Genomic DNA, 19,713 nt, shown 5'->3' with positions numbered 1-19,713 from the left:
TGGCCTTGGTCTTGTTCTGAGTCGCCGTACTGTCGACGCGCACGCCCAGAACCTCCCGAGTGCCCCAGCCGACAGATTCTCTGTCAGGTTCCGCGTGTCGCCCCGACCCTAGGCGGCACCTGAATGCAACGCCCCATCGCGGGCCGTACAACCACAGGCCGCTCTCATGAATCCCACTTCTCGTATGACTGTGCGAGGAACTGTGACGTGTCTAAAAGGGGATGCAGTGAGAAGTATCGGAAGGTCCCGTCTGGCGGCCGCGACCGCGGCGGTGGTCGCGATGACGGGTGGTCTTGTCGCGGTGACCAGTTCACCGGCGTCGGCGGCGAACTGCACCGCGAACACCTATACCCGGCAGTTCTTCTCGAACACCTCTTTCTCGGGCGCGCCGAAGCGCACGGACTGTGACACTGCGGTCAGCGAGAACTGGGGCACCAATTCGCCCGGCGTCTCCGGCGTTGCCAAGGACAACTTCGGCGTCCGCTGGCAGGTCACCCGCAACTTCGGCTCCGGCGGGCCCTTCGCGTTCACCGCCTCCGGCCAGGACGGCATCCGCGTGTACCTCGACGGCGTGCGCAAGATCGACCTCTGGAAGAACGGGTCCAGCACCGTCTCCCGGACCGTCGACCTGACCATCCCCCGTGGCACTCACACCCTGCGTCTCGACTACGTCAACTGGACCGGTGCCGCAGCCGTCAAATTCGCCTACACCCCACGCACCGGCGCCACCGTGGACCATGTCGCCCCGCTCACGCCCACCGCGGCGAAGGTGGTGTATGACAAGGACACCAACTCCGCCGCCTTCTCCTGGGCACCCAACAAGGAGATGGACCTCGCCTATTACCGGGTCTACCGACAGACCGCAGTCGGTGACTGGGCTCCCGTGGTTTTGACCGCGAAGACCACCTGGACCGACACCGGACTCCGCCGCGACGGCAAGCCCATCCGCTACTACATCGCCGTCACCGACCGCGCCGGGAACCTGTCCCAGAGCACCCCTGTGCTGACGGTCTACCCGATCGACACCGTCGCGCCCACGGCGCCCGTCATCGTCGTGTCCCACATGGCGAACACGCCCGGTTCTCTGAAGATCAACTGGGACGCAAGGACCGAGGAGGAGATGAGGAACGGCGGCACCATCGGCATCTACCGCTCCACCGGCGACACCCTCGGCGGCAGTCCCGAACTCATCGCCACAACGTCGATGGCGTCGTCGCCGACTTCGGTCTACGTGTACGTGGACGAACTGCCGGCGTTCGACGGCACCACCTACACCTACGCCGCCAAGGTGACCGACGCCGCCGGCAACCAGTCCCCGATGTCCGCACCGGATTCGGTGACCCCGGACAGCGTTCCCCCGGCCCCGCTCACCGGCCTGACCGCCACGCCCCGCGCCGACGGCGTCCTGTTGAGCTGGGACGCCCCCGCCGAGAGCGGCCTGAGCTACAGCGCCACCCGGGTCGTACGTCGACCGGACGGCAGCACCGCCTACGACAGCGACGGGTGCCACGACGCCGTCGACCCGACAAAGCCCACCGCCCTGCCGAACGCGATGCTGTGCGCCGGGCCGGCGGACGGCGAGACGGTGACCTTCCTCGTCGTAGCGGTCGACGAGTGGGCCAACCACATCGCCCTCGACCAAGCCCCCACCGTCACCAGCACCGAACTCGACGGCAGGCCTGACGACGCCCGCGGCGAGGACTCCGGCGCGCTCACCGTCCGCAACACAGCCAACATGGCCGGAACCGGCGGCCCCTTGGAGTGGTCCTGTTCCGACGAGGCGGCCTGCGCCGGCATCACCGAGTACCGCGTGGAGCGCTGGAACGCGACCACCAGGACATACGAACGGGTCACCTCCGTCGCGGCGGCCCCGAACCGCCTCTTCCACGCCTACGTGTCCATGCCGCTCGGCCAGACGTCGTACTTCCGGATCACCGGTGTCCTCGCCGACGGCACACCGGCCGCCGTCGTCCACGCCTCGGCAGCCAGGGGCGCTTTCGTGTGACCCCCGGGCACCGTGGCGACGACTCCGCGACGGTGGCACGGGTTGTTTGATCCGTAACTGTGAGGCGTCCGCCCCTTGTGCCGTCGGTCCCGCTCGATCTTTGTGACAGAGACGGCCGTTCCGTTTGCCTCCCGTGAGGCCTCGTTGGCCTCACGGGAGGCCTCCATGCGCGCCAGGCAGCCAGCCCGCTGAACGCTGCTGAGGCTGTGGGCTATGGACGTTTCGATGTTGCTCATGCCCCACTGCATAGCTCGCCCGGAACGCGGCGATCTGCCAGATGGTCACCCCAGCCGTCGGAACCTCAGCGCCAAGCCCCGGTGCACCGCTCGAAGAGCGGGAAGTCGCGGGGGGAGAGGGCCAGGCGAACGAGGTGCAGACGTGCGGGGTGCCGCCGGCGGCCCGCACCGTCCCGTGCGACGCCGATGCCGACTTCCACCACCGGGTCGGGTTGCACGAGAGTGACGCTCACGACGACCGCGGTGCGCGGCCTGATCCGGCCGGAGTGGATCACCGAGGCGGTGCGGGCAGGGTTGGAAGAGCTCATCGGCACCGTCCCGCACCTGCTGGCCGGTGTGGTGGACGAGGAGGCCGGGCGCCGCTACGGCCTTCCGGTCCCTCTGGGCAAGAACCCCACCCGGCCCAAGCCCCGCTTGTCGTGGCGTTTGGCCGCAGCGCCGTGCGGGCTGTTCCCGAGCGTGTTGATCGGCCAGCATTTCCTGCGTCTCCGCGATGCCGCCGATCAGGGAGCCGGCGATGATCCTGCGGCCGGTGATCACAGAGAAGAGGTCCAGAGAGATCGGCTCCTCGGGCAGACCGGCGTTCACCAGGACGCCGTCGGTCTTCAGCAGGTTCAGATACGCGCTGAAGGCGAGCAGGGCCGAGACGGTGGAGAGGATGATGTCGAAGGTGCCCTCGAGCTCCTCGAAGGTCTTGGGGTCGCTGGTGGCGCGGTAGTGGTCGGCGCCCACCCGCAGCCCGTCGTCCTTCTTGCGCAGGGACTGCGAGAGCACCGGGACTTCGGCGCCGAGCGCATGGGCGATCTTGACGGCCAGGTGGCCGAGTCCCCCCATGCCCAGCACCGCCACCTTCTTGCCCGGTCCCGCGCCGAAGTGCCGGAGCGGGGAGTAGGCGGTGATGCCGGCGCACAGCAGGGGCGCCGCTACGTCCAGGGAGAGGAGGTCGGGGATGCGCACGACGTAGTTCTCGGCGACGACGATCGTCTGGGCGTAGCCGCCGTAGGTGGGCTTGCCGTCCCAGCCGACCGCGTTGTGGGTGAAGATCATTCCGCCGCCGGTGCAGTACTGCTCCAGGCCCCCCTTGCAGTTGTCGCAGGTGCGGCAGGAGTCGACCATGCAGCCGACACCCACTCGGTCACCCACCTGGAATGTCGTGACGCCGGAGCCGACTTCGGAAACGATGCGCGCGATCTCGTGGCCGGGGACCATCAGGAAGATCGCCTCGCCCCAGCCCTCATCGACCTGGTGGATGTCGGAGTGGCAGATGCCGGCGTACTTGATGTCGATCAGGACGTCGAACTCGCTGACCTCGCGACGTTAGATGGCGGTGCGCTCCAGCGGCGACTTGGGAGCGTACGGATACGTTCAGTGATCGCGGGAAGGACGGAAGCCCCGTCGCACCATCGCCTTGTGGGCACCGGCTCCGGCCTTCTTCGCCGGTCTTCCCGGGATGTCACCTACGAGGGGTGGAGGAGGGCCGGTAAGGCGGCTGGGCTGGATCCCTGTGCCTGTGGCGGTTCGCAGCCTGATCGGCCTTCTTCGGGATGACCGCCTTGATCCCGCGCCTGCGCAGGTAGGCGCGGCTCGCCAGTGAGGAGTACGCCTTATCGGCAGCTACCGCGTCCGGTCGGGTGTGCGGGCGGCCCAAGGCAGCTCGCCCCGCTGTTGGGGTGTCGAAGTCGGCCGCCGACCGATCATCGGCCACCTCGGGCCGTCGCTCGCGCTCCAGCCCCGCAAGCCGTTCCGCGGGGATGCCGTGCCGATCGTCGATGGCACCCTGGTCCCCATGCGGGATCACACGGTTGCCGAGCAGCCGAAGAACTATCGGCACTCGACCAACCACCAGGTCGTCATCGACGCCGACCCCCGACTCGTCGTCGCCGTCGGTCGGCCGGTCACCGGCTATCGGGGCACCGGCCTGAGACCGCTACCCACCTTGCCGTTTCTTAGGATGCTCAGTCGAGACAGAACTCGTTGCCCTCGATGTCCTGCATCGCCATGCACGACTCGTTGTTGCCATCGGCCAGCAGTAGTTGCACGCGTACCGCGCCGAGCGCGACCAGTCGTGCGCACTCGGCCTCAAGCGTGGCCAGGCGCTCTTCACCCACGAGCCCGGTGCCGACCCGCACGTCAAGATGCACCCGATTCTTGACGACCTTGCCTTCGGGAACGCGCTGAAAGAACAGTCGCGGGCCCACACCTGAGGGATCACTGCATGCGAACCATGAACCCTGATCCTCGGGAGACCGGGAGCGGTCGAAATCGTCCCACGTGGCGAACCCCGCCGGCGGCGATACGACGTACCCCAACACCTCGCACCAAAAGCGAGCGACGCGCTCAGGTTCTGCGCAGTCAAAGGTGACTTGGAACTGCTTGATCGATGACATCGGCGCACCATAGCAGCGGGGACTCTGTTACTCATCTCCCAGTAGAAATCTGCATGTTGACGGGGGGGATGGCCCTTGAGAGCCACTGCTGTGTCGTGCGGTCGCAAGGGGTGACCCGATGTCGATGCCTCCTAGTACTCCAGCGGTAGATCGTGATCTTGACGACCGCACGGTCTGCTGGCGGTTGGTGGCTGGTCGCGAATCAGCTGTCAGTAGGGCCGGGGCCGGGCGGCGCTCCGTCCGTGTCGGATCCGGTCTCCCACGCGAGGCGGATCTGCTCTGCGGCATCGGTGGCTTGGCGAAGACCCGCCTGGTAGGCCGGTTCCCAGGCCGTGCGGTCGTTGAGGTCTGAGCCGAATGTGCGTATTGATGCCGGATCGGGCTCGATGGTTACCACTGTGTGCGCCCCGGCGACCGCCAACTCCTGGTGGAGCAACTCGCGGGGGAACAGGTGCGCTTGTGGGTCGATCACGACGAGCGTGCGGGCTCCGGCCGCGAGTCCGGCGTTGGTCGCCGACCGCAGGGAACCGTCCATGTAACGGCGGCCATTGATCGTGATCGGTGGGTAGATGCCCGGGAAGGCCGTGCTTGCCGCCACGGCAGAGGGCAGCGGTGCGCCACTGGCACGGTCGAAGACCTCCTGCTCGCCGGTCTCAGCGTCCAGCACGGTAATGAGCAGCTTTCCGTCCGGCCACCGGTCTGCGCCGGCCAGGACGCGCATCCGGGCGATATGTGTCTGCTCGGGGCCGGTCTCGGCGGCGAGCGCGATCTGGCCCACTCGGCGCCGCGCCTCGGCTGGGTTCGAGGTGGCAGTGCCGAGCACGGCGAACGCCTCGCCCAGTCGGCGCCCGTCCACCTGGGGCGGGGTGCCGTCGGAGTCGGCGCGGCGCACAGGAGTGGCGAGTCGGCTGGGGTCCTGACCGGTGGCCAGCACTGCGCCGATGATCGCGCCGGTCGACGTGCCGACGATCAGATCGGCCTCGCTGAGATCCACCCCGCCGCGACGCAGTCCGCAGGCCAGTCCAGCCATCCAGGCCGCACCAACGGGACCTCCGGCGCCCAGTGCGAGTGCCCGGTCGAGCGTGTACATGACTATCTCCCTCCCGTTATTGAAACAGTCGTACCATATACTGATGCATGCTCAGATCAGCAGTACGGAGAGGATGGTCCACCGTGGGGCGACCCGCAGATCCCGCCCGACGGGAGGCCACGCTGGCGCGGGCGACCGATTACGTGCTGGCGCACGGCCTGGCCGGGTTGAGCCTGCGGCCGTTGGCTACGGCCCTCGATACCAGCCCGCGAATGCTGCTCTATGACTTCGGCAGCAAGCAGGAGTTGGTATCTGCCGTCCTTGCCGAGGCTCGCCGCCGCGGTGCGACACGGTTGGCTGAGAACCTCCCGGCGGAGGCAGCCTCTCCGGAGGAACGACTGCGCGGCATCTGGGCCTGGATCAGCGCACCGGAGCGCGCCCCGTTCGTGCGACTGTTCTTCGAGGTGCACGCCGACGGCCTGGCTCACCCCGAGAACTACCCGGAGCGGGGCGAGGCGATCACGGACTGGTTCAACACCCTCGGCGCCACGTTCCGCGACATCGCCACCAGCCCTGACGACACTGTTACTCCCACGCTGGTCATGGCCGTCATTCGGGGACTCCTGTTCGATCTCACGACCACAGGCGACCGCTGCCGCTCCGACTGCGCACTGGACCGCTTCTGCGAACTCCTGCGGCATTGAATGAAGGCAAACGATCACGTGGTGACCGCAGGCCACGGCGCAGACTCTGCCCGCGGGCAGGAGGCATTCGAGGCCCTGATGGACTGCATCGGGGGCCGGTTCTCGCGGGTCGAACCCCGTCGGCGGATAAGGCTGTTGGTGCTCGGCCTGCTCTCGGATCTGCCCCGCAAGAACTGCTGGACCATCGCTGAGTGGGCCGGGGAGGCCACCCCGGACGGCATGCAGCACCTGCTGAACCGGGCCAAGTGGGACGCCGACGCCGTCCGAGACGACCTGCGCAACCACGTGACCGAGCACCTACACGACGAGCAGTCGGTACTCGTGGTCGATCTGGGTGGCTGGCGATGAGGTCTACGGCGGCAACCCGACACTGCGTACTGCCCTGGAGGAACGCGGTACCGGCTACGTGCTCGCGGTAGCGCGCACCTACGAAGTAGCCACCCGTGCCGGGAAATTCCGCGCGGACTCCCTGGCCAAGAAGATCCCCAAGCGGGCCTGGCAGAAGCTGTCCGCCGGGACCGGGCCAAGGGGCAACGCTTCTACGACTGGGCGGTGATCGACCTGCCCGACCCACATCCTGGCTACGGGCACCTGCTGATCCGCCGCAACCGCACCACCGGCGAACTCGCCTACTACCACTGCTACTCGCCCCGGCCAGTGCCACTGACGGCCCTGGTGCGGGTCGCGGGATCGCAGTGGCGGGTCGAGGAGACGTTCCAGTCCGGAAAGGGCCTGGCCCGATCTACCGCTGGAGGTGTGCCACGAACACTGAGAGTGAGGTTGATGTAGGTAGAGACCCTGCTTGATGTGGTGCTGTGCGGGAGATGAAGGTTTTGTGGCCCTTTGGCGTCGTCCTGCGGTGGGAGGCGTCAAACCGCCCCGAGCTGCGTTGGCTGAAGACCGTCGTGGTGAGCGTCCGGGGAAAAGGCGCCGGTCAGGCGTCAGGTGGGGACCGGGAAGGCGAACGCGAGTGAACCGCTGATGACGTGTCGTAAGTAGTAGGTGACATCGAAACCGGGGTGACTTCAGGATCCCGGGACAAGCCTGGCGGGTGACCGCTTATTGGCCAGGCGGTGTCCGGCATGAAGGCGGCGCGAGCCCGGTCTGCGGCTTTCGCATGGAACGTGGGAAGGCGTGTCACGATACCGCCCTGGCTCAACGGCCGGGGCGACAGGGAGAACCCGGTGTGGAAGCCCTCCGGCCGGGTGCTGAGTACCGTCGCGCGGCGCGCCGGCGGACCGGCTCGTAGTAGTGGGGAAGCCCCGGTAATCGGGGTGGAGCGAAGGGGCCGGGTCGTTCGTGACTGGTTTGTTCGGTCAACCGGAAGTTCTCCGGGAGGAGCGGGATGGACGAGTTGAAAGCGTCGGCCAAGCCGTTCGACATTTCCAAGCAGGAGGGGTGGGACGCCTGGGTGAAGGTGAGAGGAAACAAGGGCTCGTCCGGGGTGGACGGGGTGTCGATCGAGGCGTTCGAGCAAGACCTGAAGAACAACTTGTACAAGGTCTGGAACCGAATGTCCTCGGGCACGTACTTCCCACCGGACGTCGAAGCGGTGCCGATCCCCAAGAGCGGGGGTGGCACCAGGATGTTGGCGGTGCCGACCGTCGCTGACAGGGTCGCGCAGACGGTGGTGGCCAATCACCTGTCGGAGCGAGTGGAGCAGATCTTCCACCCGGACTCCTTCGGGTATCGGCCGGGCAAGTCGGTACTGGACGCGGTCGCGTCCTGTCGGGAGCGCTGCTGGCGGTTCGACTGGGTGGTCGAGTTCGACATCCGGAAGTTCTTCGACACCGTCCCGTGGGACAAGGTGGTGGCCGCGGCCGAGGCGCACACCGACGCTCGTTGGGTGGTGCTGTATGTCAAGCGGTGGCTGGCCGCGGGGCTGCGTCTGCCCGACGGGTCCACGACGGAAAGGGTAGAGGGCACGCCACAGGGTTCTGCGGTGTCGCCCGTCCTGGCAAGCCAGTTTCTGCACTATACGTTCGATGCGTGGATGGTCCGGGAGTACCCGGGCTGCCCGTTTGAGCGTTACGCCGACGATGCGGTCGTGCACTGCCGCACCCTGGCGGAAGCGGAACGGGTCCTGGCCGCGCTGCGGTCCAGGATGGCCGAGGTCGGTCTGGAGTTGCATCCGGACAAGACCAGGATCGTGTATTGCAGGGACGACAACCGTCGGTGCCGGTTTCCGGTCTCCGAGTTCACGTTCCTGGGGTTCACGTTCCGGCCGCGAGGAGCCAAAGACAAGCGCGGAGACATGTTCACCGCGTTTCTGCCCGCGATCAGTAACCAGGCCCTGAAGAGACTGAGCAAGACAGTGCGGTCCTGGAGACTGCACCGGCGCACCGCGCAGGAGTCATCCGATCTGGCCCGGATGCTCAATCCAGTGGTTCGGGGATGGATGAACTACTACGGGCGCTTCTACGGCTCAGCGCTGTATCCGCTGCTCGATCGCATCAACACCTACTTGCTGCGGTGGATCCAGAAGAAGTACCGGGTTGGGATGAAACAAGCCCTGAAACGGTTGGCCCGAGGCCACACCGTGCGCCCGAAGTACTTCGCTCACTGGACCTGGGCGGCTCCGGCAGGGGCGAGGCCCAGAACGACAAGAGTCGTATGACGGGAGACTGTCATGTACGGTTCCGTGGGAGCCCGGGGGTGAGAATCCCCCGGGCGACCCGACTACTAGGGTGCTGCCCGTCGTTCCGGACCGCGCCGCACCCGGCCCGACGCGGCGGCCGGGGACAAGGCGTACTCTGCCCGCGGCAACCGCACCTATCTGCGGAAACGCCATATCAAGGCCGTCATTCCAGAGAAGAAGAAGGACCAGGCCGCCAACCCCAAGAAGAAGGGATGCGACCTCGCTCGGGGCTGATGCCTCACCCGTCGAAATGGACCCAGCAGAGCTCGTGTTCGAGCAGTGGTGTCAGGGTCCCGCGGTGAAGTGCGCTGAAGCCCACGACTGCCTCGTCCTCGTCGCCGGGGTTCTCCAGTGGCCACGGGATGGACCAATCCTTCCCGGCCTCATACCACATGGCGAAGACCAGTCGGTCGCCAAGCGGTCCGGAAGCACGCCGGGGCTTCTTCAGTACCGGGTCGATGAATCTGTGGATTGCCGGGCGGAGGCGTGTCAAGCGGTGGAAGGCGGCCAACCCCTCCGGCAGATTGTCCAGTTCGCCTGCCGCGCTCTCTTCCTCGGCCGACTCACTCTCCTCAGCGGGGAACCAGCCGAGGACGAACGACTCCAGCCACACGTCTACCTTCCCGGTAGGCGGCCAGTCCATTCCGTGCTGGCTTTCCGTTGCCGCATCATCTCGGCCGAAACCGAGTAAGGGAGTGCCGCCTGCTCGGATCGGGAGGCGTGTTCGGCGATCGCGTCAAATACGGCGAGGTCGTCGAGTATGGGGTATGCAGCATGAATCTGCTGCAGTTCGGTGACTATGCCGCCGGTGAAAGGCCGGCACGCATGGGGCCGTTGTGGAAGATGCCCCTGTGAGTCAGAGAGGTGGGCGGCTCGGAGACCGGCGACCACGTCAGCGCCGTCGCCATGGGCCCAAGCCGCGCAGAGGAGTCGCACGCGACAGCTGTCCGGACGGTGAAGGGTTCCCGGGGAGCGGCCGGTGCCGGGCCGCTGCGTGGCAGTGTTGTCGCGTGCGGTGAGCCGCCGGTCAGTCCAGACTGCTGAGCAGGATCCGTGCCTGGTGTCTGGCGGTGGCCACTGACAGTTCGTCGAGCCCGCACAGTCGCAGACACGACGATGCGATGGCATCCGTGTCGGCTGCTTCCGGTTCGCGGGTGTGCCGTATCTGGATGACGACTTCCACCAGCTGGATCAGCAGTTCACCGAGGCGCTCGGCGGGCATGCTGCGGGTGACGTCCTCGGTCGCCGCCAGGGCGCCGAGGGTGCCGTAGCTCGTCTGCAGCCGGCCCCGCTCAGTCCGGAAAGCGTCGAATCGCTCGGCCCGCACTTCCGGCAGCAGATAGAGCGTGCCGACGTTGTACGGAGTGCGGGAGAGGGTGCGTATGTCCATGGCGGCCACGGCGTAGAGCGCGGCGGCCGGATTCGCTCGCTCGGGCACCAGTGCCCGGATCCGGTCCACCATCTGCAGACTGGGCCGCACGGACGTGGCCAGCAGCTCGGCGAGAATCTCCTCCTTGGTGGCGAAGTGGTAGTAGAGCGAGGCCTGCCTGATGCCGACCCGCTCGGCGATCATGCGGGTGCTGGTGCTTGTGATCCCATGGTCGACGAAGAGCGCCCCGGCGGCGTCGAGGATCTGTTCCCGGGCGGAGGTGCCGGAGTCGGGCGCCGGTGTGTGCCGGGGCCTGCCTTGACGGGGACGCGTCGTCGTCATGGGCCCATCCTGTCACCCTGGTGCCGGGCACCCGACCGTGCCCGGCACCAGGTGCCCGCTCTGCGGCCTCCTCACCCGGAGGCCGTGTACGCCCGCCAGTCACCGAAGCGGGTGATGTCCGGTGCGCCTTCGACGGCGTACGGCTCCACCAGGAAGCCGCTGACCTGCCGCCCGTTGGCCAGCTCGACGGTGCCGATGGTCATCGGCGGGGGCACGGCGGCGGTGAACGCCCCGAACCCGGAAGCCGGCAGTCGCCAGATCTCGCCCTCGATGCCCGTCCTCGCGTCGCCGCCTGCCGCCGTGCCGTGCCCCGTCCCGGTGCCGGAGTCCCGACCGCTCCCGGTGACCCGGAGCAGACCAGGCTTGGGCGGCTCGGTGGCCAGGGCGTACAGCCGGTAGCCGCCTGCGGTGCGCGCCGGGCCGACCAGGGTGCCGCCCGCCTGCACCAACTGGGCGTTGAGCGGCTGCCCGGTGAGGTGGGCGCCGACCACGAACAGGTCGAGTCCGGGGTTGGCGAACCGCTCGGCCAGCGCGGCCAGGGCGCGGTCGGAGAAGGCCGGTCCGGTGAACATCACGCCGAACGGCAGGCCGTCCACGAACCCGGCGGGAATGGCGAGCGAGGCGCAGTCCAGCAGGTTGGCGAAGTTGGTGAAGCGCCCCAACCGGGCGTTGGCGCCGACTGGGTCGGCCGCCACCTGATCGAGGGCGGGGTGCCAGGTGGTGGTCGGGGTCAGGAGCGCCGCGCAGCCGTCGAGCATCGCGCGTCCTGCCGCCCCGAGCGAGGCGAGCCGGGCGGTGTCGGCGGCCCAGTCTGCGGCGGTCTTCTCCCGGCCGGCCAGCACGATGGAGGCGACGGTCGGGTCGAGGACCGTACCGATCAGGTCGTGGTGCTTGTCCAGGTGCGCGCCCACGGCGGCGAACCGCTCGGCGACGAACGCGCCGCCGTACAGCAGTTCCGCTGCCTGAAGCAGCGGGGTGATGTCGGCCTCGACGATCTCCGTCCCGGTGCTCGCCAGGCGGGCGACCGCGGCGTCGAAGGCCTCGCGCCAGCCGTCGGCCATGCCCTCCAGATGCTCCGGAGCCGGGACGGCGACCCGGGGGCGCGCGGGGGGCGGCGGGAGCTGGGTGCCGGTGCGGGAGAGCGGGTCGTCCGGGTCGGGCCCCTCGACGATCTCCGCGGCGGTGCGGGCCAGTTGCAGGTCGCGGGCGAAGACGGTCACGCAGTCGAGGGTGTAGCAGGCGGGGACCACCCCGGTCACCGGCACCAGGCCCTTGGTCGGCTTGATGCCGACGATGCCGTTGAGGGCGGCGGGCACCCGGCCGGAGCCGGCCGTGTCGGTGCCGAGCGCGATGTCGGCGATGCCCAACGCCACCGCGACGGCGGATCCGGAGGAAGACCCGCCGGAGATACGGGCCGCGTCCCAGGCGTTGCGCACCGCGCCGTAGGGGCTGCGGGTGCCGACCAGACCGGTGGCGAACTGGTCCAGGTTGGTCTTGCCGAGCACCACCGCGCCGGCCGCGCGCAGCCGCGCCACCGCGGGCGCGTCGGCCCGCGGGACGTAGGCGTACGACGGCGCGCCCGCGGTGGTGGGCAGGCCGGCCACGTCGATGTTGTCCTTGACGGCCGCCACCAGGCCGGCCAGCGGCAGCGCCGGGTCGATGCCGACCGCCTCGGCCAACGCCTCCTCGCGTGGCCTGAGGTGGATCCAGATCTCGGTCCGGCCGACGCCTTCGATACGGTCGTAGGCGGCCTCGACGCGTGCGGCCGGTGTCATCGCGCTCATGCCCTCACCGCCGCGAGGATCTGGCCGGGGGCAACCTGTTCGCCGGGCTTGACGTAGATCTCCAGCAGCGTCCCGGCAGCGGGGGCGTTCACCTTGGACTCCATTTTCATCGCCTCCAGGGAGAGGATCGCATCGCCGCTCGCGACGGTGGTGCCGGGCTCGGCGGCGATCTGCCAGACGGTGGCGGTGAACGGCGCGGTGACCGGGACCGCGCCGTCCGGGACGGTGACGGCAGCGGAGGCGGCCACGGGTTCGGGATCGTCGTGACGGTCGAACTCGCCTGCGGCTCGCCAGCGTTGCTTCTCGGCTTCGAACGCGGTGCTCTGCCGTCGGCGGAACGCGGCGATCGAGTCGGCCTCCGTGGCCAGGAAGGTGTTGTACTCGGCGATCGAGAAGGTGCCTTCCTCGGTCGGGAAGTCACCGCGGCCTGCGTCGGTCTCCGCGCGCAGTTCGAGCAGTTCCTCCGCGGTGACGGGATACCATTCGATGCGGTCGAAGAAGCGCAGCGCCCACGGCGAGTCCCTGAACAGGCCGCCCCTGCGGAACCGGTTCCAGATCTGCACGGTGCGGCCGACGAACTGGTAGCCGCCGGGGCCCTCCATGCCGTAGATGCACAGGTAGGCGCCGCCGATGCCGACGGAGTTCTCCGCGGTCCAGGTGCGGGCCGGGTTGTACTTGGTGGTGACCAGGCGGTGTCGCGGGTCGAGCGGGGTGGCGACGGGGGCGCCGAGGTAGACGTCGCCGAGGCCGAGCACCAGGTAGGAGGCGTCGAAAACGGTGCGGTAGACGTCGTCGGCGGTCTGCAGGCCGTTGACACGCCGGATGAACTCGATGTTCCACGGGCACCACGGGGCGTCGTCGCGCACCCCGGCCATGTACCGCTCGATGGCGAGCCGGGTCGCCGGGTCGTCCCAGCTGAGCGGCAGGTGCACCGTGCGGGAGGGGACCACCAGTTCGTTGGTGGGCGGCACCTCGTCTTCCAGCTCGCGCAGCAGGGCGGTGAGGTCACGGGCCTTCAGCCGGCGGGCGTCGGTGTGGATCTGGAGGGAGCGGATGCCCGGAGTGATGTCGATGATGCCGTCGGGCGCGTGCGCGGCGAGGGTCTCCTGCAGGGCGTGTACCCGCATCCGCAGGCCGAGGTCGAGCACCATGGGGCCGTACTCGACCAGGACGTTGTCGTCGCCGTCCCGGCGGTAGGTGACGCCGGGACGGGCATCGGTGGCCTCCAGGCGGCCGAGTACGCCGTCGTCGCCGTCTCCGCCCGTGCTGATCAGCGTGGGTGAGGCGCGGCGGGCATCGAGGGCGGCTGCCTCGGCTTCCCTGACCGGTACGAAGCGGACGGTGTCGCCCGGGCGGAGCTGGCCGAGTTTCCACAGTTCCCCGCTGGCGACCACCGCGGGGCAGACGAACCCGCCGAGGGACGGTCCGTCGGGCCCCAGGATGATCGGCGTGTCGCCGGTGAAGTCCAGGGCACCCACTGCGTACGGCGTGTCGTGGATGTTGGAGGGGTGCAGTCCGGCCTCGCCGCCGTCCTGGCGGGCCCACCGCGGTTTGGGCCCGATCAGGCGGATGCCGGTGCGGGCCGAGTTGTGGTGCACCTTGTAGTCGGTGGCGTAGAGGGTGTCGATGTCCTCGCGGGTGAAGAACTCGGGCGCCGCGTGCGGCCCTTCGGTGACACCGATCCACCAGTGCGAGGTGATCGCCGGTCGGCGCTCGGGCGGGGTCGGGCCGCCGTCGGCGGTCGCCGAAGCTCCGGGCCGCAGAACGTCTCCGGCGCGCAGCGCCCGCCCACCGTGCCCGCCGAAGCCGCCGAGGGTGAACGTCGAGGCGCTGCCCAGGTGTTCGGGTACGTCGATGCCGCCCCGTACCGCCACGTAGGTGCGCAGACCGGGCCCCTGGCAGGCGCCGAGTACCAGGGTGCCGCCGGCCGGGACCGTGACTGGCTCCCACAGGGCCGCCACCCTGCCGTCCACGGTGACCGGGACGGGAGCGCCGGTGACGGCGACCATGGTTGCGGACGAGAAGCGCAGGGTCAGCCCGCCCGCGGTGACCTCCAGGCCGGGCGCCTGGGCCGGGTTGCCGACGGCCAGATTGGACTCCGCGAAGGAGACGGCGTCGAAGGGGCCGCTCGGCGGCACGCCCACGTGCCAGTAGCCGAGTCGGCCGGGAAGGTCCTGGACGGTGGTCATCGCCCCCGGCACCAGGACGTCGATGCGCGGTTCGGGGTCGGCGGTGGTGGCGAGCGTGCTGGTGCTGTGCACCGCCTCACGTACCTCGCCCCGCACGGCCAGCTCGCGCAGCAGGCCCAGGTTGGTGACGATGCCGTCAACCCGGCTCGCGGCCAGGGCCTGGCCCAGTACGTCGAACGCGGCGTGCCGGGTGGGGCTCTTGGCGATCACCTTGGCGAGCATGGGGTCGTAGTACGGCGAGACCTCCAGACCGGTCTCGGCGAAGCCGTCGACGCGGACGCCGGGTATCTCGTCGGCGCCCTGACCGGGGAAGGCCACCCGGGTGAGCAGACCCGAGGACGGCAGTGAGTCCTTGCCGGGGTCCTCGGCGTAGACGCGGGCCTCCACGGCATGCCCGGAGGGTGCCCACTCCCGCTCGAACACCGCGTCCTCGACCCTGCCGTCGCGGGCCAGGGCGAGCATGAGTTCGACAAGGTCGACGCCGTACGCCTCCTCGGTCACCGGGTGCTCGACCTGGAGGCGGGTGTTGACCTCCAGGAAGGCGGCCTCCTCGCGTACCGGGTCGTAGACGAACTCCACGGTCCCCGCGCCCCGGTAGCCCACCGAGGCGAGCAGCCGGCGCGAGGAGTCGTGGAGCAGTGCCCGCACATGAGGAGGCAGGGCCGGCGCCGGGGCCTCCTCGATCACCTTCTGATTGCGGCGCTGCAACGAGCAGTCCCGGTCGCCGAAGACGGCGATCCGGCCGGTGCCGTCGCCGAAGACCTGCACCTCGACATGGCGGGCGGGGCGCACGAGGCGCTCCAGGAACACCCCGGCGGACCCGAAGTTGGACTCCGCGAGCGCCGCGACCCGGGCGAAGGCCTCGCGTACCTCATCGGCGGTGGCGCAGGCCTGCATGCCGATGCCGCCGCCACCGCCGGTGGCCTTGACCATCACAGGCAACCCGATCGACCCGGCCGCGGTGACGGCCTCCTCGGTGCTCGCGAGCAGCTCCGTCCCGGCCAGCAGCGGCACTCCGGCCGCCTTGGCCAGGGCGCGCGCGGTGTGCTTCTCGCCGAAGGCGGTGATCTGGTCGGAGGTCGGTCCCGCGAAACGCAGGCCCGCCTCCTCCACGGCACGGGCGAAGGCGGTGTTCTCGGAGAGGAAGCCGTAGCCGGGGTGGATGATGCCCGCGCCATGGGCGAGCGCGGCCTCGATGATCGCCTCGCCGCGCAGATACGACTCGCGCGCGGGCGCCGGACCGAGGCGGACCGCGTGGTCGGCCTCACGGACGTGCGGGGCGGCTCGGTCGGCGTCGGAGAAGACGGCGACGGTGCCCAGGCCCATCCTCCTGGCGGTGCGGATCACACGGCGGGCTATCTCGCCGCGGTTGGCGACGAGAACGGCGGTGGGGCGGGTCACGCGGCTCCCTCCGGGGTGCGGACGGCTTCCGCTGACCGCAGGTCGTCGGCGGCGCTTACCGGGTCCACGACGATCATCCGCAGCGGGGTCGGGTTGAAGTCGTTGCACGGGTTGTTCATCTGCGGGCAGTTGGACACCATCACCAGGACGTCCGTCTCGGCGCGCACCGCGACCCGGCGGCCCGGCGCCGACATGCCGTCCACGATGCCCAGCGCGCCGTCCGCCTCGACGGGCACGTTCATGAACCAGTTGAGGTTGGAGACGATGTCCCGCACCCCGAGGCCACGCCGGCCGGCCTCGGCGAGAAAGTTCTCACGGCAGCCGTGCTGGAACATCACATGGTGGCCGTAGCGCAGGGTGTTGGACTCCTTGCCGCACGCGCCGCCGATGGTGTCCTGGCGGTCGATCTCGTTGGCGACGACGGTCATCAGCGGGCGGCCCTCGCTGCTGCGCAGCAAGGTGCCGGTGCACACATAGGCATTGCCCTGCCAGGCCAGGGTGTCGGGGACGCTGTAGCGCTCCTCGGGATCGTTTGCGTTGTAAAGCAGGCAGTCGGCCGACTGGTTGCCCCCTACGTCGACGATCGTCAGGACGTGCCCCTTCTGCACCACCGCCGACCAGGGCGCGTTGGGGGCCACTGCCTCGTCCAGCACGACGCCGCCCTCGACCAGGCTCGCTCCCCAGTCCAGCGGGGAGCCCTCCGCGTACACGGCACCGACCGGGACGGTGGAGGCGACGGTGCCGCCCGAGGCAGTCGGGCAGGTGGCCGGCGTGTTCTCGGTGCGCGTGGTCGCCATGTCACAGCCCCCGGGCTTCGCAGTAGTCGACGGTGTTCAGGTACGCCCGGTGCAGTTCCGGCGTGGCGGTGAACCGCGGCTCGTCCGGGCCGGTCGGGGCACCGCGCCAGGCGTGCACGCGCAGCGGGCCGACGACGTAGCCGGGACGCGGGTCCAGCGGATGGACGACATTGGCGACCAGCACCAACAGGGGCATCTCCGCAACGAGTTCGACATGAGTGCCCGCACCCGCGCTGCCCTGCCAGGCCAGGGTGCCGTCCGCCTCGACGCGTACGCCCTGGAAGAAGGACAGGCTGGGCGGCAGGTCGCGCCGGCTCAGACCATGTTTGGCGGCCGCCTTGAGGAAGAGCCCGCGGCCGGACGGGGACGGTCCCTCGGGGCGGGCGTCACCGTATTTGCGCTGGTTCCAGGCGTCGGTGGTGGTGCCGCAGAAGGCGTCGTGCCGGCCGGAGGAGTCACCACTGACCACGGCCATGACCCGGCCGTCACCGGACAGCAGCGGATGGTTCTCGCCCAGATACGCCTGCCACGGCACCTTCTGGGTGTCGGCGACGTTGAGCCGCTCGACCGGCTCCACGGCGTTGAAAAGCAGCAGGTGGGCACAGGCGTCACCGCTCGGGTCGTCGAAGCGCAGCCGGGTCCCGCGGGCGAGGACCTTGTGCGTGTAGCCGCCGGGTGCCACCGTCTCCGCCCACACCAGGGCGGCCGGGTCCACCCCCGGCGGACAGTGCGGGCTGCCGGACGCCGGAAGGTACGGCATCCACGCGCCGGCCTGTCCGCCCTGGGCGCGGGCGTCGTCGCGGGCACTGCGGACACTGTCGGTCAGGTGCAGATCACGGGTGCGGGCCGGAGACTGCCCGGTCGGGCGGCCGTGCGGCGTCACGGCCGTCGAGCTCTCGGCGGTGGTCATGGGTGCCCCGTCGTCCCTTCGTCGGTACGTCATCAGTGGGTCTGCTCGCGTCACACGGGCCCTCATGCGGGCTCGGCGACGGTCTCGGCGCCGAGGGGCGGCTCGGTGTGCGTGTGCGGTACGTGCCGCAGCTCGATACGGCGGTGCAGTCGGCGTGCGAGGAAGTAGGCGGCACCGGCGGCGAGGCTGAGCCCGATGAAGAGCAGGGCGCTCCACCTAAGCCACCACGTGTCGCCGGTGAGGTCGTAGATCTCCGCACGGGGCCAGATCAGGTTGACCGTCATACAGGCCTGGTAGAGCACGGCGAGCGTGTTGACCGCCAGTCCCCATCGGCCCAGCGAGAACAGGGGCCGGCCGCTCTCGTCGACGCCCTCCGGCAGCCCGCCGCTGCCCCGGTGCCGGATCCGGGTGACGAGCAACGGCAGCGTCACGCCCAGATAGGCCAGGTACAGCAGGGCGATGCACAGGCTGGAGAGGGCGGTGAAGATCGCCGCCTGGCGGATGTTGACCACGAGCGCGATCGCGGCGCCTACGCCCACCACGATCGACGTGGTGATCGGCGTACCGGTGCGGGCCGAGACCTTGCCGAGGCGCCGGTGGAACGGCAGGGCGCCTTCGCGCGCCATGGAGTACATCATCCGCGCCCCGGAGGTCTGCACGGCCAGGGTGCAGGCGAACACCGCGACCGCCACGCAGCACAGCAGCAGCCGGCCCAGGGCCTCGCCGAGCCGGTCTGTGAGCACCCAGGACAGGCCGCCGGCGGCGAGCTTCCCGTCGGTCAGGCTGCGTGCCGCCATCAGCCCCGAGAGGATCAGCAGCGCGCCGCCGACACCCGAGGTGATCAGCGCCCGAAGGATGGTCCGGGGAGTGGTCCGGCGCGGGCTGTGGGTCTCTTCCGCCAGCTCGCCCGCCGAGTCGAAGCCGACCATCACGTACGCCGCCATCAGCGAGGACGCGAGGAAGGCCCCGAGGTAGCCGCCCTGGCCGGCCCAGCCGGTGGGGTGGGCCACCACTTGCGGACCCCGTTCGGGGAGGAAGAACAGGACCAGCACCAATGCGATCACGCCGCTGATCTCGACCATGACGCCGAAGCTGGTGGCGGCGGCCATCTGGCGGATGCCCAGGATGTTCACCACCGTGGTGATCACCAGCAGGGCGCACCCCAGGAGGACCGCGTTCTGCGCGCCGGTCGCGGAACCGACCGACGGATCGGCCCCCGGTCCGCCGACGATCTGGAACCCGGACCAGATACCCGGCAGCACCGCCTGTGCCGCGATCGCGGCCGCCGCGACCGTGAGGATCTGCCCGATGACCATGATCCAGCCGACGAACCAGCCCGTCGTGGTGCCGGCCAGCCGGCTCGACCACTGGTAGATCGCCCCGGAAATGGGCCAGCGCGCGGCCAGTTCGGCGAAGCACAGCGCGACCAGCAGCTGGCCGGCGAAGACCAGCGGCCAGGTCCAGAAGAACGCCGCGCCGCCGAGGCCGAAGCCGAGGCCGAAGAGCTGGAAGACGGTGGTGAGGATCGACACGAAGGAGAAGCCCGCGGCGAAGGACGCGAAGCCGCCCACCCCGCGGCGGAGTTCCTGCTGGTAGCCGAAGTGGGCGGGGCTGGTCGTGACACCACCGTCAGGGCTCTGCCCAAGGGGGAGTTCAGGCCGGCTCATCACCGCACCTCCGATCGGTCGACGGATACCTGTCGCTTGACAGGTATGACGATCGTCGGCCGGACCGGTCTCACGCCCGGGTCCGGGAAGTTAACTTCGTGTATCCGGTGCCACAGCTGCGGTCATCAACGGGCAGGCACATCACGCCCTTGCGGGACCGCGAGGCCGAGCAGACCGGGGAAGCGGACGCCCAGGTCGTCGCGGCGTAGCCGGTTCAATCGCCGGGCTTCCTAGTCTCGATGGCTGATGCGCGG

General features: G+C 69.5%; 12 protein-coding genes and 5 pseudogenes. 6 read left to right on the top strand and 11 right to left on the bottom strand.

Features of this window, described 5'->3' with window-relative positions; genetic code table 11:
• Positions 1-226 precede the first annotated feature (226 nt).
• Positions 227-2,005 carry a PA14 domain-containing protein gene (locus tag AB0L95_RS37285; protein WP_365170182.1) on the top strand — a complete coding sequence of 593 codons (1,779 nt, stop codon included), beginning with the start codon at positions 227-229 and terminating at the stop codon, positions 2,003-2,005.
• A gap of 707 nt (positions 2,006-2,712) precedes the next feature.
• Here the strand turns inward: AB0L95_RS37285 and AB0L95_RS37280 are convergent.
• Positions 2,713-3,579 (bottom strand): annotated as a pseudogene (locus AB0L95_RS37280) (NAD(P)-dependent alcohol dehydrogenase); the annotation flags it as partial.
• A gap of 169 nt (positions 3,580-3,748) precedes the next feature.
• A pseudogene (locus AB0L95_RS37275) lies at positions 3,749-3,886 on the bottom strand (IS5/IS1182 family transposase); the annotation flags it as partial.
• A gap of 22 nt (positions 3,887-3,908) precedes the next feature.
• On the opposite strand from AB0L95_RS37275, the pseudogene AB0L95_RS37270 reads away from it, so the two are divergent.
• Positions 3,909-4,150: pseudogene (locus tag AB0L95_RS37270) on the top strand (IS5/IS1182 family transposase); the annotation flags it as partial.
• Positions 4,151-4,196: 46 nt separating this feature from the next.
• On the opposite strand, the gene AB0L95_RS37265 reads toward AB0L95_RS37270, so the two are convergent.
• Together AB0L95_RS37265 and AB0L95_RS37260 are read right to left on the bottom strand one after the other, a co-directional pair.
• A complete protein-coding gene (locus AB0L95_RS37265; RefSeq protein WP_365170179.1) occupies positions 4,197-4,628 on the bottom strand; it encodes a VOC family protein in 432 nt (143 codons plus the stop codon).
• 202 nt (positions 4,629-4,830) lie between these two features.
• The gene (locus AB0L95_RS37260; RefSeq protein ID WP_365170176.1) at positions 4,831-5,718 is read right to left on the bottom strand and encodes a patatin-like phospholipase family protein; all 888 of its coding nucleotides are present in this window, start codon (positions 5,716-5,718) and stop codon (positions 4,831-4,833) included.
• An 83-nt stretch (positions 5,719-5,801) separates the two neighbouring features.
• On the opposite strand from AB0L95_RS37260, the gene AB0L95_RS37255 reads away from it, so the two are divergent.
• The 4 genes and pseudogenes from AB0L95_RS37255 to AB0L95_RS37240 form a co-directional block, all read left to right on the top strand.
• Entirely contained in the window at positions 5,802-6,362 is a 561-nt protein-coding gene (locus AB0L95_RS37255; protein ID WP_365170173.1) for a TetR/AcrR family transcriptional regulator, read from the top strand.
• A gap of 78 nt (positions 6,363-6,440) precedes the next feature.
• A pseudogene (locus AB0L95_RS37250) lies at positions 6,441-7,100 on the top strand (transposase); the annotation flags it as partial.
• A 607-nt stretch (positions 7,101-7,707) separates the two neighbouring features.
• Entirely contained in the window at positions 7,708-8,979 is a 1,272-nt protein-coding gene (gene ltrA, locus AB0L95_RS37245) for a group II intron reverse transcriptase/maturase (protein WP_365170170.1), read from the top strand.
• 84 nt (positions 8,980-9,063) lie between these two features.
• A pseudogene (locus AB0L95_RS37240) lies at positions 9,064-9,231 on the top strand (IS5/IS1182 family transposase); the annotation flags it as partial.
• Between the two features lie 7 nt (positions 9,232-9,238).
• On the opposite strand, the gene AB0L95_RS37235 reads toward AB0L95_RS37240, so the two are convergent.
• From AB0L95_RS37235 to AB0L95_RS37205, 7 genes are all read right to left on the bottom strand, one after another.
• Positions 9,239-9,643, bottom strand: a complete 405-nt coding sequence (locus AB0L95_RS37235; RefSeq protein ID WP_365170167.1) for a hypothetical protein — start codon at positions 9,641-9,643, stop codon at positions 9,239-9,241.
• A gap of 384 nt (positions 9,644-10,027) precedes the next feature.
• Positions 10,028-10,711 carry a helix-turn-helix domain-containing protein gene (locus tag AB0L95_RS37230; protein WP_365170164.1) on the bottom strand — a complete coding sequence of 228 codons (684 nt, stop codon included), beginning with the start codon at positions 10,709-10,711 and terminating at the stop codon, positions 10,028-10,030.
• A gap of 71 nt (positions 10,712-10,782) precedes the next feature.
• A complete protein-coding gene (locus tag AB0L95_RS37225; protein ID WP_365170239.1) occupies positions 10,783-12,486 on the bottom strand; it encodes an allophanate hydrolase in 1,704 nt (567 codons plus the stop codon).
• 5 nt (positions 12,487-12,491) lie between these two features.
• Positions 12,492-16,085, bottom strand: coding sequence for an urea carboxylase (uca, locus tag AB0L95_RS37220; protein ID WP_365170161.1), 3,594 nt, complete (start codon positions 16,083-16,085; stop codon positions 12,492-12,494).
• Complete coding sequence (locus AB0L95_RS37215) at positions 16,082-16,882, bottom strand: urea amidolyase associated protein UAAP2 (protein WP_365170158.1); 801 nt, start codon at positions 16,880-16,882, stop codon at positions 16,082-16,084. Before AB0L95_RS37215 ends, uca begins: the two co-directional genes overlap by 4 nt.
• 1 nt (position 16,883) lies before the next feature.
• On the bottom strand, positions 16,884-17,792 hold the full coding sequence (locus AB0L95_RS37210; RefSeq protein WP_365170155.1) for an urea amidolyase associated protein UAAP1: 909 nt from the start codon (positions 17,790-17,792) through the stop codon (positions 16,884-16,886).
• A gap of 62 nt (positions 17,793-17,854) precedes the next feature.
• The gene (locus AB0L95_RS37205) at positions 17,855-19,459 is read right to left on the bottom strand and encodes an amino acid permease (protein WP_365170152.1); all 1,605 of its coding nucleotides are present in this window, start codon (positions 19,457-19,459) and stop codon (positions 17,855-17,857) included.
• Positions 19,460-19,713 lie beyond the last annotated feature (254 nt).

Source organism: Streptomyces sp. NPDC052036, from assembly GCF_040680495.1.
Taxonomy (GTDB): domain Bacteria; phylum Actinomycetota; class Actinomycetes; order Streptomycetales; family Streptomycetaceae; genus Streptomyces.
This window is presented reverse-complemented; position numbering and strand designations above follow the sequence as displayed.